Annotated in this window: 15 protein-coding genes; 2 read left to right on the top strand and 13 right to left on the bottom strand. The window is 71.9% G+C overall.

Annotated features, from left to right (window positions below; genetic code table 11):
* Positions 1-41 precede the first annotated feature (41 nt).
* Positions 42-884 (top strand): siderophore-interacting protein, encoded by an 843-nt coding sequence (locus tag ACIGAQ_RS33610; RefSeq protein WP_362279019.1) that lies wholly within the window; start codon positions 42-44, stop codon positions 882-884.
* A 109-nt stretch (positions 885-993) separates the two neighbouring features.
* Here ACIGAQ_RS33610 and ACIGAQ_RS33605 read toward each other — a convergent pair whose 3' ends face one another.
* Entirely contained in the window at positions 994-1,575 is a 582-nt protein-coding gene (locus tag ACIGAQ_RS33605; RefSeq protein WP_399789706.1) for a GNAT family N-acetyltransferase, read from the bottom strand.
* A 78-nt stretch (positions 1,576-1,653) separates the two neighbouring features.
* On the opposite strand from ACIGAQ_RS33605, the gene ACIGAQ_RS33600 reads away from it, so the two are divergent.
* Positions 1,654-2,655, top strand: a complete 1,002-nt coding sequence (locus ACIGAQ_RS33600) for an RluA family pseudouridine synthase (protein WP_399789703.1) — start codon at positions 1,654-1,656, stop codon at positions 2,653-2,655.
* On the opposite strand, the gene ACIGAQ_RS33595 is transcribed toward ACIGAQ_RS33600, so the two are convergent.
* The 12 genes from ACIGAQ_RS33595 to ACIGAQ_RS33540 all read right to left on the bottom strand — a co-directional run bounded on the left by ACIGAQ_RS33595 (position 2,649) and on the right by ACIGAQ_RS33540 (position 14,785).
* The gene (locus ACIGAQ_RS33595; protein WP_362279017.1) at positions 2,649-4,172 is read right to left on the bottom strand and encodes a cytochrome P450; all 1,524 of its coding nucleotides are present in this window, start codon (positions 4,170-4,172) and stop codon (positions 2,649-2,651) included. The genes ACIGAQ_RS33600 and ACIGAQ_RS33595 overlap by 7 nt on opposite strands.
* Positions 4,173-4,232: 60 nt before the next feature.
* Entirely contained in the window at positions 4,233-4,853 is a 621-nt protein-coding gene (locus ACIGAQ_RS33590) for an ATP/GTP-binding protein (protein ID WP_311684156.1), read from the bottom strand.
* Positions 4,834-5,238 carry a DUF742 domain-containing protein gene (locus tag ACIGAQ_RS33585; RefSeq protein WP_311684154.1) on the bottom strand — a complete coding sequence of 135 codons (405 nt, stop codon included), beginning with the start codon at positions 5,236-5,238 and terminating at the stop codon, positions 4,834-4,836. Before ACIGAQ_RS33585 ends, ACIGAQ_RS33590 begins: the two co-directional genes overlap by 20 nt.
* A complete protein-coding gene (locus ACIGAQ_RS33580; protein WP_010045319.1) occupies positions 5,235-5,642 on the bottom strand; it encodes a roadblock/LC7 domain-containing protein in 408 nt (135 codons plus the stop codon). The genes ACIGAQ_RS33585 and ACIGAQ_RS33580 overlap by 4 nt, the downstream gene beginning before the upstream one ends.
* A complete protein-coding gene (locus tag ACIGAQ_RS33575) occupies positions 5,639-7,282 on the bottom strand; it encodes a sensor histidine kinase (protein WP_399789698.1) in 1,644 nt (547 codons plus the stop codon). The genes ACIGAQ_RS33580 and ACIGAQ_RS33575 overlap by 4 nt, the downstream gene beginning before the upstream one ends.
* A gap of 373 nt (positions 7,283-7,655) precedes the next feature.
* A complete protein-coding gene (locus ACIGAQ_RS33570) occupies positions 7,656-10,502 on the bottom strand; it encodes a DEAD/DEAH box helicase (RefSeq protein WP_399789695.1) in 2,847 nt (948 codons plus the stop codon).
* A gap of 56 nt (positions 10,503-10,558) precedes the next feature.
* The gene (locus tag ACIGAQ_RS33565; RefSeq protein WP_399789692.1) at positions 10,559-11,449 is read right to left on the bottom strand and encodes a diacylglycerol kinase; all 891 of its coding nucleotides are present in this window, start codon (positions 11,447-11,449) and stop codon (positions 10,559-10,561) included.
* Between the two features lie 31 nt (positions 11,450-11,480).
* Positions 11,481-12,443 (bottom strand): twin-arginine translocase subunit TatC, encoded by a 963-nt coding sequence (tatC, locus tag ACIGAQ_RS33560; RefSeq protein WP_311684143.1) that lies wholly within the window; start codon positions 12,441-12,443, stop codon positions 11,481-11,483.
* 47 nt (positions 12,444-12,490) lie between these two features.
* Complete coding sequence (gene tatA / locus ACIGAQ_RS33555; protein WP_311684141.1) at positions 12,491-12,772, bottom strand: Sec-independent protein translocase subunit TatA; 282 nt, start codon at positions 12,770-12,772, stop codon at positions 12,491-12,493.
* Positions 12,773-13,030: 258 nt separating this feature from the next.
* Positions 13,031-13,225, bottom strand: coding sequence for a hypothetical protein (locus ACIGAQ_RS33550; RefSeq protein WP_311684139.1), 195 nt, complete (start codon positions 13,223-13,225; stop codon positions 13,031-13,033).
* A 45-nt stretch (positions 13,226-13,270) separates the two neighbouring features.
* Complete coding sequence (locus ACIGAQ_RS33545; protein WP_311684137.1) at positions 13,271-13,564, bottom strand: hypothetical protein; 294 nt, start codon at positions 13,562-13,564, stop codon at positions 13,271-13,273.
* An 87-nt stretch (positions 13,565-13,651) separates the two neighbouring features.
* Positions 13,652-14,785: a WYL domain-containing protein gene (locus tag ACIGAQ_RS33540; RefSeq protein ID WP_362279013.1), complete on the bottom strand. Its 1,134-nt coding sequence runs from the start codon at positions 14,783-14,785 to the stop codon at positions 13,652-13,654.
* Positions 14,786-14,796: the final 11 nt, after the last annotated feature.

Raw genomic sequence — 14,796 nt, 5'->3', positions numbered from 1 at the left:
TAACTTAGGTAACCCTAACTATGTGACACAGGGAGGCCCTCATGGCAGAGCGACCGGGACGCCAGCCGCGCAAGCCGCACTCCGCTCAGGTCGTCCGCACCGAGCGGCTGACCCCGCACATGCAGCGGGTGGTGCTCGGTGGTGAGGGCCTCGCCGACTTCGCGGCGGACACGTGCACGGATCACTACGTGAAGCTGCTGTTCCCGCCGGCGGGCGTGACCTACCCGGAGCCTTTCGACCTGCAGCGCGTTCGCGACGAGCTGCCGCGCGAACAGTGGCCGGTGACCCGGACGTACACGGTGCGGCAGTGGGACGCCGAGCACCGTGAGCTGACACTGGACTTCGTGATCCACGGGGACGAGGGCCTGGCCGGCCCGTGGGCCACGCGGGTGCAGCCGGGCGAGACGGTGCTGTTCATGGGGCCCGGCGGGGCGTACGCGCCCGACCCGGAGGCCGACTGGCATTTGCTCGTCGGGGACGAGAGCGCGCTGCCCGCGATCGCCTGCGCCCTGGAGGCGCTCCCGCACGGGGCCAGAGCGTACGCCTTCGTGGAGATCTCGGGCCCCGAGGAGGAGCAGAAGATCGACTCCGACGTCGAGGTCGTCTGGCTGCACCGCGGCGCCCGCCCCCGTGGCGAGGCACTGGTGGAGGCCGTACGGGGCCTGGAGTTCCCCGCGGGCCGGGTGCATGCCTTCGTCCACGGCGAGGCGCACTTCGTGAAGGAGCTGCGCCGTCTGCTGCGGGTCGAGCGCGGCATCCCGCGCGAGGACCTGTCGATCTCCGGCTACTGGCGGCTCGGCCACAACGAGGACGGCTGGCAGGCCTCCAAGCGGGAGTGGAACGCCCGCATCGAAGCGGAACAGGAGAAGGCCCCCGCCGCCTGATCCCCTCCGCCTGATCCCCTCCGCCGCACCGGCCGTCGCGTGACGAACCTCGCCGCGCACGCCGTGTGACGCGCCCCCCGGATGCCGCGGGCTTCCGCCGTGCGGCCGCTCAGTCCCCGCGCACCCGTGCGTGCAGATGCATGTCGTGCCAGCCGTCCGGGTGCAGGACGGCGCTGCGCTTGGTGCCCTCCAGGGCGAACCCGGTCCTGGCCGCGACCCGGCAGGACGCCCCGTTGCGCACGGCGTGCAGGAGTTCCAGGCGGTGGAAGCCGACCTCGTCGAGGGCCCACCGGGCGAGCGCGGTCGTGGCCCGGGCGGCCACGCCCCGGCCCCGTGCCGCCGCGGCGGTCCAGTACGCCACCTCCGCCGTCCCCTCGTCGAGCCGTATCTCGCGCAGTGCCACCCGGCCCAGCAGCACGCCGGAAGCGCCGTCGGCGACGGCCCACTGTGCCTCCCGCTCCTCCTCCCACGCCGCGCACCACTCGCGGATCCAGCCGGTGACCTCCTCCTCGGAGCCGGCGGCCCGGGCGTGCCACTGGTGCATCACCGGGTCCTGGAAGACCGCGTACACGGCGGGCGCGTCCTGCTCACGCCAGGGGCGCAGGAGGAGTCCGCCGTCGGCGGGCAGGGCGGGCTGCGGCCGGCGTGCGAGGGTCCCGTTGGTCAGGACCGGGCTGATGAGGAACGGCATGAACGCATCCTGGCAAGGAGCGGACGCCCGCGCCCAGCGATTTTCGGCGGCCCGCCGGGCCTCGTACGCTGGGCCGCGATGAGACGCAAGACCCGCACCCCGCCCCCTCCCCTGCCGCAGCGCCACGGCGTGGACCCGGTCCGGGTGCGGCTGCCCGCCACGGGTTCCTGGGCCACCGTGCGCGAGCACCTGGTCGAGCGGCTGAGCGGGGCGGGGGACGGCACCGTCGACGGCATGTTCGACGCGGGCCTGATCGTCGGGGCGGACGGCCGGCCCGTCGCGGCGGACGCCCCCTACGTGCCCGGGATGTTCGTGTGGTTCCACCGCGAACTGCCCGCCGAGGTGCCGGTGCCGTTCCCCTTGGAGGTCGTCCACCGGGACGAGCACATCGTGGTCGCCGACAAGCCCCACTTCCTCGCCACCACCCCGCGCGGTGGCCACGTCGCCGAGACCGCGCTGGCCCGGCTCCGCCGGGAGCTGGACCTCCCGACGCTCACCGCCGCACACCGGCTGGACCGCCTCACCGCGGGGCTCGTGCTGTTCACCGTGCGCCCCGAGGAACGCGGCGCGTACCAGACGCTGTTCCGCGACCGGCGGGTCCGCAAGGAGTACGAGGCCGTCGCCCCCTACGACCCCGCCCTGGCCCTCCCCCGCACCGTCCGCAGCCGGATCGTGAAGGAGCGCGGCGTGCTGACCGCCCGAGAGGTGCCGGGCGAGCCCAACGCCGAAAGCCGCGTCGGACTCCTCGGGCACCGCCCGGCGGAAGCCACCGCGGAAGGCACCGGCCCACTGGCCCGGTACCGGCTGGTCCCCGCCACCGGGCAGACCCACCAGCTGCGGGTCCACATGACCGCGCTGGGCGTGCCGATCCTCGGCGATCCGCTCTACCCCGAGGTGACGGGGCCCGCGCCGGCCGGCGACTTCCGGCGCCCGCTGCAACTGCTGGCGAGGGTCCTGGAGTTCACCGACCCGGTCACGGGCACGGAGCACCGCTTCCGCAGCGGCCGGGTGCTCACCGCCTGGGCGTCGTACGACCGATGGGCCGCCGGGGCGTCCGACGGCCCGCGGCCCGGTCAGTAGCCGCGCCACCAGAGCAGGAAGCGCTGCCAGACCCCCTTGGGGCGCGCCGGTTGCCCGGGCGCGGGCGGCGGGGGCACCGCGACGGGCTGCGGCTGCACCACGACCGGCTCGGGCTGAGGCTGGGGCTGGGGCTGGGGTTGCGCGGCCGCCGGGGCGGGCTTCGGATCCGACTGCGAGATGCTGATCTGCCAGTCGGCCCGCTGCGTGGGCACCGCCTTGTGATGCGGCGTCTCCGACACGTCCTGCGGCGGCTTGGGCGAGAACTGCACGGGCAGCTCCACCAGGTGCCGCGAGGCGATGGACGCCGTCCAGCGCAGCTCGTCCTGGTCGCAGTCGAGTTCGACGTCGGGCAGCCGCAGCAGCAGCGCGTCGACGCCGACGTCGGCGATGGAGCGGCCGATGTCCTGGCCCGGGCACTCGTGCGGCCCGCCGCCGAACGCCAGGTGGGACCGGTTGCCCTGCATGCTGGCCTTCAGGTCGGGCCGCACCCGGGGGTCCACGTTGGCCGGCAGCGGGGCGAAGAGCAGTCCGTCACCCCGGCGGATGCGCTGCCCGCCGAGCTCCGTCTCCTGCTTGGCGAAGTACGCGAAGACCGTGCTGAACGGCGGCTCGTTCCACAGGGACTGCTCCACCGCCTCCGGCACCGTCATCTGGCCGCCGTTGAGCTGGGCCCGGAAGCGGGGGTCGATGAGCACCGTCAGCAGCACGTTGGAGAGCAGGTTCGTGGTGGCCTCGTAGGCGGCGAAGAGGACCAGACGCAGGTGCTCCCTGACCTCGTCGTCGGTCAGCCGGGCCGGGTGCGTGATCAGGTAACTGGCGAGGTCCTCCTCCGGCTGGGCGCGGCGCCGGGCGGTGAGCCGGCTGAGCGTCTCCATGACGTAGGTGTGGCTGGCGATGGCGGTCTCGGTGCCCTTGAGCGCGTCGCGGGCGCACTCGACGAGCCGGTCGTTGTACTCGTCGGGCATGCCGAGGATCTCGCACATCACGGCCATCGGCAGGTGCTCGGTGAACTGGCCGACGAGGTCGGCCTCGCCCTGCTCGCAGAAGCGGTTGACGATGGCCTGCGTGCTGCGGTTGATGTAGCGGCGCAGACTGCGGAAGTCGATGGTCGAGATGGCGCCCATGACCGCTCCGCGCAGCCGCTTGTGCTCGTCGCCCTCGGCGTGCGAGGCGATGGGCTGCCAGGCGATGTGCGGCATCAGCGGGTGGTCGGGCTTGACCAGCCCCTCCCGCAGCGGGGTCCAGATGCGGCTGTCCCGGCAGAACTGCGAGGGCGAGCGCACCATGTGCAGGTTCTCGGTGTGGCCGAGGACGATCCAGATCGGTACGTCGTCGTGGAGCAGCACGGGCGCGACGGGGCCGTGTTCCTCCCGCAGCTTCTCGTACAGCGCTCCCAGGTCCTCCGACTCGTGCAGCCGGTGCAGCCCTCCGGGCCCGAGGCCGTGCGCGGGGCAGCCGGGGGGCGGATCGAGCCGGGGCCGGTCCGTACCGGCCGGGGCGTGGGATTCAGGCGTCACAGTGGTCGCTCCGAAACTTTCCAGGTGTCTGGGGGGAGGTGGGTCGGGGGCGGGGCGGGGTCAGGTGGTCGCGCCCTGCATGGCGAGCGAGTGGAGGAACCGCATCAGCGTCATCAGGACGTCCCGGCTGGAGGCCCGACGGCGTGCGTCGCACTCCATGATCGGGATGTCCGGGGTGAGGTCGAGGGCCGTGCGCAGTTCCTCGATGTCGTAACGGGGCGCGTCGGGGAAGGTGTTGATGGCGACCACGAAGGGCACGCCGCGCTCCTCCAGGCGCCCCATGACGTCGAAGCTGACCTCCAGCCGGCGGGTGTCGACCAGGACCACCGCGCCGAGCGCGCCCTCGAACAGGCCGTTCCACAGGAACCAGAAGCGCTGCTGTCCGGGCGTGCCGAAGAGGTACAGCACGAGCTGTTCGGTGATGCTGATGCGGCCGAAGTCCATGGCGACGGTGGTGGCCGTCTTGGACGCGGAGCCGAAGTTGTCGTCGACACCGATGCCGGCCTGCGTCATGGTCTCCTCGGTGGTCAGCGGTGTGATCTCGCTGACGGAGCCGACCATGGTCGTCTTGCCGACGCCGAAGCCACCCACGATCACGATCTTGGCCGCGGCCTGCGCCGTGTGGGGCAGCTGGTCCTCGGCCCGGGGGCCCGGGATGGTGTCAGAGCCTTTGAAGTCCATTCATCACCGCTTCGAGAAGGGAACGGTCGGAACGCGCCTTGCGGACGATCGGGGCGCGCGCCTGTACCAGTTCCGCCGTCAGCATCTCGGTGAGCAGCACGCCCATCGCGCTGAACGGCAGGTGGAGGTAGGCCGACAGCTCGGCCACGGACAGCGGGGCGGCGCAGAGCCGGAGCAGCGCCGCCTGCTCGGGGGAGGCGGAGGGCGGCGGGTCCGCGGCACGCGCCACGATTAACGTCACCAGGTCGAGCTCGGCCCGTTCGCCGTCCGGGCCGGCCACCACGTACATCCGCTCGGGATTCTTGACCTTGCCCTCGCCCTCCTGGGCGGGCTGCGGGGGCGGTTCGGGTGCGGGGCTGCGCCTCTGGCGTTGCGGAGGGGTCATACGATCTGCCCGTTCCGCCGGGGCGGACTGGTCAGGTGCCCACCGATCCGGACGACGAGGTCACGCATCATCGCGCTCATCCGTCCGGGTTCGCACCGCACGTCGGACAGCACCGCGAGGAAGGCGTTGGCGCCCGCGTTCATCAGATAGAAGTAACCGCGGTCGATCTCGATCATGACGAGCTTCATCTCGCCGTCGCCGACGGTGAGTTCCTGGCAGACGCTGCTCGCCAGGGACTGCAGGCCGGCGCAGGCCGCGGCGACCCGGTCGGCCGCGTCGGGCTCGCCGCCGTAGCGGGCGATGCGCAGGCCGTCGGCCGAGAGCACCACGATCATCTCGATGCCCGGCACGCCGTCGGCGAGTTGCTTGAGCATCCAGTCGAAGTTGCCTCGCTGCTGGATCACTTGAGGTCCCCCTCGTCGTCGGCCTCGGTCGGGGCCGGGTCATTGAGCAGGTGCAGGTACTTGGTGGGGTTGCGGATGAAGTCGGTCGGGTGGGTGCCGGGTTCGATGCCCTGCTTGAGCCCCTCCCAGAAGGCCTCCAGGCCCTTGCCGGGGGCGTCGGGTGCGCTCATGTCGCGCAGCGGCGGCACCTCGGGTTCCTTGGCCGCGGCCCACGGGTTGTACTCGCCCCGTTCCTCGGCCTCCCGGTCCTCCTTCTCGTAGGCGGCCTGCTGGGCGAGGCGCTCGGCGAGCGGCATCTTCACCCGGCTGCGGCGCTGCGGCAGGCCGTTCGCCGTCCACTCGGTGACCTCGGGGACGTCGTCGTCCTCCAGGGAGACGGTGGCGGGGAGCTTCGGCATGGTGGGGCGGCGCTTCTTCGGGGTGCGCTTCGGCCCTTCGGGGATGCCGACCGTCATCGGGATGCCGGTGGCGCCGATGCCGTGGGCGAGTCCCACACCGGGCGCGTGCGTGATCATCTCGCTCGGGACGATGAGGATGGCCCGGACCCCGCCGTAGGCGGAGGCGCGCAGCGAGACCTCCATGTTGTACGCCGTGCACAGCCGGCCCACGACGGCCAGGCCCAGGCGCGGGTGCTCACCGATGTCCTGGAGGTCGACGCCGGCCTTGGCGGCCTCCAGCATGCCCTCGATCCGGGTCCGCGCCTCCTCGTTGAGGTTGACGCCGCCGTCCTCGATCTCGATGCAGACGCCGGTCTGCACCTCGGTGGCGGTGACGTGGACCTTGGTCTGGGGCGGCGAGTAGCGCGTGGCGTTGTCGAGGAGTTCGGCGGCGGCGTGGATGACCGGCTCGACGTAGATGCCCTTGACGCTGACCTTCGCGATGGAGGCCAGCTGGATGCGCCGGTACTCCAGGATGCGGGACATGGCGCCGCGCAGCGTGCTGTAGAGGGACACGGGCTCGGGCCACTGGCGGCCGGGACGGCCGCCGCCGAGGACGGAGACGGAGTCGGCGAGGCGGCCGATCAGGGCGTTGCCGTGGTCGATGCGCAGCAGGTCGTCGAAGACCTCGGGGTTGCGGCCGTGGTCCTCCTCCATCTCCCGGAGTTCCTGGGCCTGCTGGTGGATGATCGCCTGCACCCGGCGGGCCACGGAGACGAAGGACCGTGCCGCGGCGTCCCGCATGACCACTTCGTGGTCGACGATCTTCAGGGCCGTCAGCAGCGTCTCGTGCAGCGGCGCCGGGAGGTCGCGGTACTGGGGGTGGGCGAGGCCCAGCTTGCGAATCGCCTCTCTGGGGGATTCTCCGGTGTGCAGCAGGTTGAGCGCCGCGGGGAAGATCTCCCGGGCGAACCGGTGGAACTCCTTCTCGTGGGCGGCGATCCGCTGTTCCAGATACGCGCTGTGACGGGCGTGCTCATCCTGCTGCCTGCGCAGCGCACGGCCGCGGCGCACCGCTACGACCGCCATGGCGATGACCAGCACGGTGGCGATGCCACCCAGCCAGCCCACGGCGGGCCGGGCCGGCGCCGACACCAGGGCGACAGCGGCTCCGGTCGCCGCGGCCATCGCTATGGCGGGCAGCAACAGCAGGCGGGCGTAGGGACGTTCACCGCGAACAGGGGGGGATTGAACACTCACCATGTAGGCCTTCTGACAGAAGTCGGCTGGGGTTCAGGGGAAGGTGCAGAGGGGTAGGTCATGTAACTGTCGGACTTTCCACACATGGGGGAACAAGCGCACGAATTCACCTCAAGCCGGTGCGCTGCGGGCGAGCTTAGTCCGACCGGATCATCGCCGTGTCATATTCAGCAAGTGCCGGAAAGCGGACACGGAGGGATAGTAGGCTCACTCGGTTGCACGCTGCGACACCGTTCGAATGCGCACCGTAGTCAGGAACAGGCGTACGAAAGCCCACTCACCGTGACGGGTGAATGGGCTTCAGTACGACGCCGCCGGAGAGGCGCGGGGAACTGCGCGAACGACCGCGACGGAGCCGCGCCCGCGCACCGGCCGATCAGCCGACGGACGAGTAGGCGACCACTCCCCGCAGCAACAGATCGACGGCCTTGCGCGCGTTCTTCACCACGGAGGACCCCTGCGGCGCCGCCGCCGCGATCTGCCCCAGCACGTCGATGACCTGCTTGCACCACCGCACGAAGTCCCCCGCCGGCATCTCCGCCTCGCGCAGCACCTCGTCGAGCCCCTTCCCGGAGGCCCACTCGTACGCGGCCCAGGCGAAGCCGAGGTCGGGCTCGCGCTGCCCGACCCCTTCGGTCTGGGTGATCCGGAACTCCTCCTCCAGCGCGTCCAGCCGCCCCCAGATCCGCACCATCTCGCCCAGCGCGGCCTTGGCCTTGCCCGTCGGCAGCTTCGGCGCCATCGCGTCGTCCCCGACGCGCGACTCGTAGACCAACGCCGAGACGCACCCGGCCAGCTCCGCAGGGCCGAGCCCCTCCCAGACGCCCTCGCGCAGACACTCGCTGGCGAGCAGGTCCAGTTCGCCGTACAGGCGCGCCAGCCGCTTGCCGTGCTCGGTGACCTCGTCGGCGCGCAGGTAGTCCAGCTCGGTCAGCAGCGCGACGATCCGGTCGAACGTCCGGGCGATGGTGTTCGTACGGCCCTCGATCCGCCGCTCCAGCTGCGAGGTGTCCCGCAGCAGCCGGTGGTACCGCTCGGCCCAGCGGGCGTGGTCCTCACGGTCGCTGCACCCGTGGCACGGATGCGCGCGCAGCGCGTTCCGCAGCCGGGCGATCTCGCGGTCGTCCGCCGCCTGGGAGCGCCGCTTGCGGTGCCGGTCGGCCGGGATGTGTCCGGCCTTGGTGCGCAGCGCCGACGCCAGGTCCCGGCGGGACTGCGGGGAACGGGCGTTGAAGGACTTCGGGATCCGCATCCGCTCCAACGGCTCCACGGGGACCGGGAAGTCGATGGACGCCAGCCGCTTCACCTGCCGCTCGGCGGTCAGCACCAGCGGACGCGGCCCGTCGTGGTGGTCGAAGCCGCGGTGGCCGTTCGAACGGCCCGCGGGCAGGCCCGGGTCCAGCACCAGCGCCAGACCCGCGTACTTGCCGGTGGGCACGTGGATGACGTCACCCGGCTTGAGCTTCTCCAGCGCGACGGCGGCCTCAGCGCGCCGCTGTGCCGCGCCCTGCCGGGCCAGCTCGTTCTCCCGGTCCTTCAGCTCGCGGCGCAGCCGCGCGTACTCCTCGAAGTCGCCGAGGTGGCAGGTCATGGAGGCCTTGTAGCCCTCCAGGCCCTCCTCGTTGCGCTGCACTTGGCGCGAGATCCCGACGACCGACTTGTCCGCCTGGAACTGCGCGAACGACGTCTCCAGCAGCTCGCGCGAGCGGTGCCGCCCGAACTGCTCGACCAGGTTGACCGCCATGTTGTACGACGGCTTGAAGCTGGAGCGCAGCGGGTACGTGCGCGTTCCCGCGAGACCGGCCAGGTGCTCGGGGTTCATACCGCGCTGCCACAGCACGACGGCATGGCCCTCGACATCGATGCCGCGCCGCCCGGCCCGGCCGGTCAGCTGGGTGAACTCGCCCGGGGTGATGTCCGCGTGCTGCTCGCCGTTCCACTTGACGAGCTTCTCCAGGACCACCGAGCGGGCGGGCATGTTGATGCCGAGGGCGAGGGTCTCGGTCGCGAACACGGCCTTGACCAGACCGCGCACGAACAGTTCCTCGACGACCTCCTTGAAGGTCGGCAGCATGCCCGCGTGGTGGGCGGCGATGCCGCGCTCCAGGCCCTCCAGCCACTCGTAGTAGCCCAGGACGTGCAGGTCCTCGCGCGGGATGGACGCCGTGCGCTCCTCCACCAGGGAGCGGACCCGGTGCCGCGCCTCGTCGTCGTTGAGCCGCAGGCCCGCGTACAGACACTGCTGGACGGCGGCCTCGCAGGCGGCGCGGCTGAAGATGAAGGTGATGGCGGGCAGCAACCCCTCGGCGTCGAGCCGCTCGATGACCTCGGGCCGGCTCGGCGTCCACACGCGGGAGCGCTGTCTGCGCTCGCGCTCGCGGTCGGCCTCGCGCAGCCGGCCGCGCCGGCGGTCCTGGTACGACGGCCGGCTCGCCTCCATGCGCGCCATGCGCGTGAGGTCGGGGTTGACGGCCTTCTTGTGGCCCTCGCCCTCCTCGAACAGGTCGTACATCCGCCGGCCGGCCAGTACGTGCTGGAACAGCGGCACCGGCCGGTGCTCGGAGACGATCACCTCGGTGTCGCCGCGGACCGTGTCCAGCCAGTCGCCGAACTCCTCGGCGTTCGACACGGTCGCGGAGAGGGAGACCAGCGTGACGGACTCGGGCAGGTGGATGATCACCTCTTCCCAGACGGCGCCCCGGAACCGGTCCGAGAGGTAGTGCACCTCGTCCATGACCACGTAGCCCAGGCCCAGGAGCGTCTGCGAACCGGCGTACAGCATGTTCCGCAGCACCTCGGTGGTCATCACGACCACCGGGGCGTCGGAGTTGACGCTGTTGTCGCCGGTGAGCAGGCCCACCCTGTCCGTGCCGTAGCGGCGGCACAGGTCGGCGTACTTCTGGTTCGACAGCGCCTTGATGGGTGTCGTGTAGAAGCACTTCTTGCCCTGCCGGAGGGCGAGGTGGACGGCGAACTCGCCGACGATCGTCTTGCCCGAGCCGGTGGGCGCGGCCACCAGCACGCCCTTCCCCGCTTCGAGCGCCTGGCAGGCCTCGATCTGGAAGGGGTCGAGGCCGAAGTCGTACATCTCGCGGAAGGAGGCGAGCGCGGTGGCCTGCTCGGCAGCGCGCTTGCGGGCTGCCGCGTACCGCTCGGCCGGTGAGAGGTCCTCTGTCATCGTGCTTTCGAGCGTACCGGGCCGCACTGACAACAGGACGATCATTATCCGGATCCGTTCCCGTCAAACCCGGAATCGGCGCAGCTCAGGGGCGGCGGACCTCAGGGGCCGACGACCCGCACGCCCCCGCGCACGCAGCGCGCGGTCAGCGGCAGCGGGCCGAGCGGCTCCCCGTCTGCGTAGCCGGTGACGTCCTCGGCCGCGATCTCGACCCGGGCCGCGCGCAGCACCGTCACCTTCGGGTGGTCGACGTGCGTCCCCCGGTACACCCTCGGGAACACCCGCAGCAGTGTCGTACGGCTGCAGTCCCCGACCACGGTGATGTCGAACAGCCCGTCGGTCAGGTCGGCGCCGGGGCAGATCCGCATGCCGCCGCCGTAGGAGGAGCCGTTGCCGACGGCCACAAGGGTGGCCTCGATCTCGCGCACCTCGCCGTCGTCGAGCCGGACGCGGTACGGGAGGGGCCGGAACGCGGCCAGTTCGGCGACCATCGCCAGGTCGTACTTCAGGCGTCCGGCGGGGCGGCGCATGCGGTTGCCCCGGTCGTTGACGCGGGAGTCGAAGCCGGAGGCGAGGACCGTGCCGAACCAGCGGTCGCCGACCCGGCCGAGGTCGACGTCCCGGATCCGGTCGCACTTGAGGGCGTCGGCGATCATGCGGCCCGCCGCGTCCGGCCGGCGCACGGGCAGTCCGAGGGCGCGGGCGAAGTCGTTGCCGGTGCCGACCGCGACCAGGCCGAGCGGGGTGCGCGTGCCCGCGACCGCCCGCAGGGCGAGGTTGGCCATGCCGTCGCCGCCGACGGCGATCAGCGCCCCCGTGCCGCCCTCGACGGCGGCACGCGCGCGGACCAGGGCGTCGTCGGCGTCCTCCCCGAGCACGGTACGCACGGAGAAGCCGGCCGCCCGCAACGCGGAAGCGGCCGGCTGCGCCGCGCGGGCGCCCCGGCCGCGGCCCGCGGTGGGGTTGACGAAGAGGGTGATCTCGCTGGTCACGAGAGTGACCTTATGAGCTGCCCGGTGGTCCTCAGGTCACGTCGTCATAACCGTTGACCCGCTCCGTCCGGTCCGCGCTCGCCTGCTCGGGCAGGGCGGCGCGACTGGTGGTCACGGGCTCGATCTCGCCGATGTCCTCGGGGGTGAGGTCCAGCTCGGAGGCCTCGTCGTCGGCGGGGCCGAGGGCCTCGCGGCGGCTGCGGCGGTGGTCGTTCACCAGGGAGAACGCGACGGCCGCGAAGTACAGGATCCAGATCGGCGCCGCGAGCGCCAGCATGGTCAGCGGGTCGGTGCTGGGCGTGGCGACGGCCGCGAAGACCGTGATGCCCATGATCATGGCGCGCCACCAGCCGAGCATCCGCTTGCCGGTGATCACTCCGGTGAGGTTCAGCATGACCAGCAGCAGCGGCAGCTCGAAGGAGAGGCCGAAGACGAGCACCATCCGCATGACCAGGTCGAGCAGGTCGTCCAGCGGGAGGAGGTTGGACGTGCCGCCCGGCGTGAACTCCAGCAGCACCTTCGCGGTGGTGGGCAGGACCGTGTACGCGAAGTAGGCGCCGACGAGGAACAGCGGGGCGCCCGTGGCGACGAAGGCGTAGGCGTACTTCTTCTCGTGGCGGTGCAGCCCGGGCGCGACGAAGGCCCACAGCTGGTAGAGCCAGACCGGCGAGGCCAGCACGACGCCGGCCATCAGGGACACCTTCAAAGCAAGCGTGAAGGGCGTGAGCAGGCCGTTGATGGTGATCTGGGCACACGGTTCGGTGCCCGCCTGCGACTTGGCCAGTTCCGCGAAGGTCTTGTCACAGCCGACCGAGTCGAGGATCGGCTTGGTGATCAAGTTGATGATGTCGTTGTAGAAGAAGGCGGCGAAGACCGTGACGACGACGATCGCCAAAATCGCCTTGGCGAGCCGGTTGCGGAGCTCGCGAAGGTGCTCCGCGAGGGGCATCCGCCCCTCGGGGTCCCTCTCCTTCTTGCGGGCAGACTTCAGCAACCCACGTTCCCATCTCGTGCGGCGGGCCGGAGGTCACCGGCCCTGCGTCAGCGCTTGGTCGTGTCCGTCGGCTCGTTGACCGGGCGCGAGCTGGTCACGTCACCGGGAGCGGCCTGGATGGTGCGCTGCGCGGGCTCGTCGTTGCTGGGCGGGCCGGCCGGGGTCGTGGAGGACTTGTTCTCGTCCTTCATCGCCTTGGCCTCGCTCTTGAGGATGCGGGCCGACTTGCCGAGCGACCGAGCCATGTCCGGAAGCTTCTTCGCGCCGAACAGCAGGATGATGACGACGAGGATGAGAATGATCTCGGGGGCTCCGAGCCTTCCGAACATAAGTCTTTACCTTCTCACCGAGGCGGCTGTGTGGGGTGCTGTCCGACCGGTCGGACAAACGTCCGAACGATCGTCACGACAGCGATCGTAACGCCCGGGGGTGAACGTCAGGCAATCCCTCTGCAACCCCTGTGCGTACTCCCGTCCGCGACCAGTGCCTCGTTAACCGGGTCGCGACCAGCAGCGTACCTGCCCGAACCGGCGAGGTGACAGGGCGAAGTGGCCCAAAACGCGACTCACGGCCGCCCGCCCGGCGACTCAGAGGGCGTCCACGGCCCGGGCGGCGCTCTCCGTCGCCCGCTCCAGGTCCTCCGCGGCGCGGCTGATCCGGCGCGCCGAGTCCGTGACCTGCCTGCCCAGACGCTGTGCCTCCACGAACACCCGCACGGCGAGCACCCCCAGCACGGCGAGACCCACGAAACCCACAGCGATCGCGAACATCGGCCAGAACATGACGCCGAGCCTAGACCGTCCCGCGGGGCCGGACGCCGCGACCCTCTAGACGGTGGAGTGCAGCCGCAGCGTCCGCACACCGCCGCCGGTGAGCAGCTCCACGATCCGCTCCCCCGCGGGCTTGCGGACGGCCGCACCGCACTCGGGGCAGGTGAAGGAGTAGAAGGTCGTACGGCTCGTGGCGCCGATGGCCAGGCGCAGGGCGCTCGCGGTGAGCTCGAAGCGCTCCCGGCAGTCCGGGCAGCCCGCCCGGAACACCACGGGGGACACGCTTCTCATCCCGGCGAACGCGGACTCCACCGTCATGCCCCGCACACCGGACGTCGCCGACTCGGTCACAGCCCTCGCTCCTCTTTCTGGGGTCGTTCGCCTGCGCGGCCGCGCCGGGCGGCCTGGCCCGGCTGCCGGCGCGGTGGGCGCCTCGGCTCACTCGCGCCCGCCGCCCGGCCCGTCCGGAACCGCCTGCGCCGCCGGAACGGGCCGTGCCGGGGCCGGCCCGGCCGGCTCGGGGACGTCGACGGTCCCCACGGCGCCGGCCGCACCGGCCGTGCCGACCACGGTGTCCGAGGCGGCCGCCTCGACGCCGTCGTACGCCGCCAGTGCCTCACGGGCCGCCTGCCGGGCGCTGTCGGCCAGCTCCGGCGGGGAGACGATCCGGCCGTCCCGGCCGAGCCGCAGCGCCAGGCGGCGCAGCGACGCGGGGTCGGGCGTGCGCAGAGTGATACGCAGCCCGCCGTCCGGCAGCTCATCCGCACTGTCGTGCGGGTAGTACTCCGCGACCCAGCGGCCGCCGGGCCCGACCTCGATCACGACCTCCGGATCCTCGGCCGCGGGCTGTACCAGCGCCTCGGACAGGTCGCGCAGCTCGATCTCCGGCGGCGCCGACGGCTCGTCCAGGATCCTGATCTCGGCGACGCGGTCCAGGCGGAAGGTCCGGCGCGCCTCGGAGCGGCGGCACCAGGCCTCGACGTAGGTGTGCCCGACGCTGACCAGGCGGATGGGGTCGATCTCCCGCTCGGTGACCTCGTCGCGGGCGGGTGAGTAGTAGCGGATCCACAGCCGCCGGCGCTCGGCGATCGCCCGGTCGACGTCCGCGAAGACGCCGCCCTCGGACTCGAAGGTCACCGACAGCCGCGAGCTGGCGCCCGCGGCCTCACCGGCGGCCGTCTCCACCTTGGCCGTCGCCCGCAGCAGGGCCTGCCGGTCGCTCTCGCGCAGCCCCGGCAGGGTGGACACGGCCCGGGCGGCGACGAGCAGCGCGGTGGCCTCGTCGGCGGCGAGTCTGAGCGGCTCGGCGGCCTCCGCCGCGAGCGCGGCCGGGTTGTGCCACCAGATGCGCTCGCCGTCGGTGTCGATGTCGAGGAGGTCGCCGCCGCGGAAGCTCGTGCCGCACATGGGCAGCACGTCGAGGTCGGAGACCAGCTCGTCCTCGGTGATCCCGAAGGCGCGCGCGACGTCCTCGACCCGGGCCCCGGGGCGCTCCCTGAGATACGTCACCAGGGAGAGCATCCGCCGGGTCTGGTCGATGGCGTTCACGGCCCTGACCGGTTTGCCTGCCACTGTCGCTCCGC

Origin of the sequence: Streptomyces sp. NPDC085932 (assembly GCF_044540525.1) — a bacterium.
GTDB lineage: Bacteria > Actinomycetota > Actinomycetes > Streptomycetales > Streptomycetaceae > Streptomyces > Streptomyces levis.
Note: the sequence above shows the minus strand (reverse complement) of the source record. Positions and strands in the feature narration are given on the sequence as shown.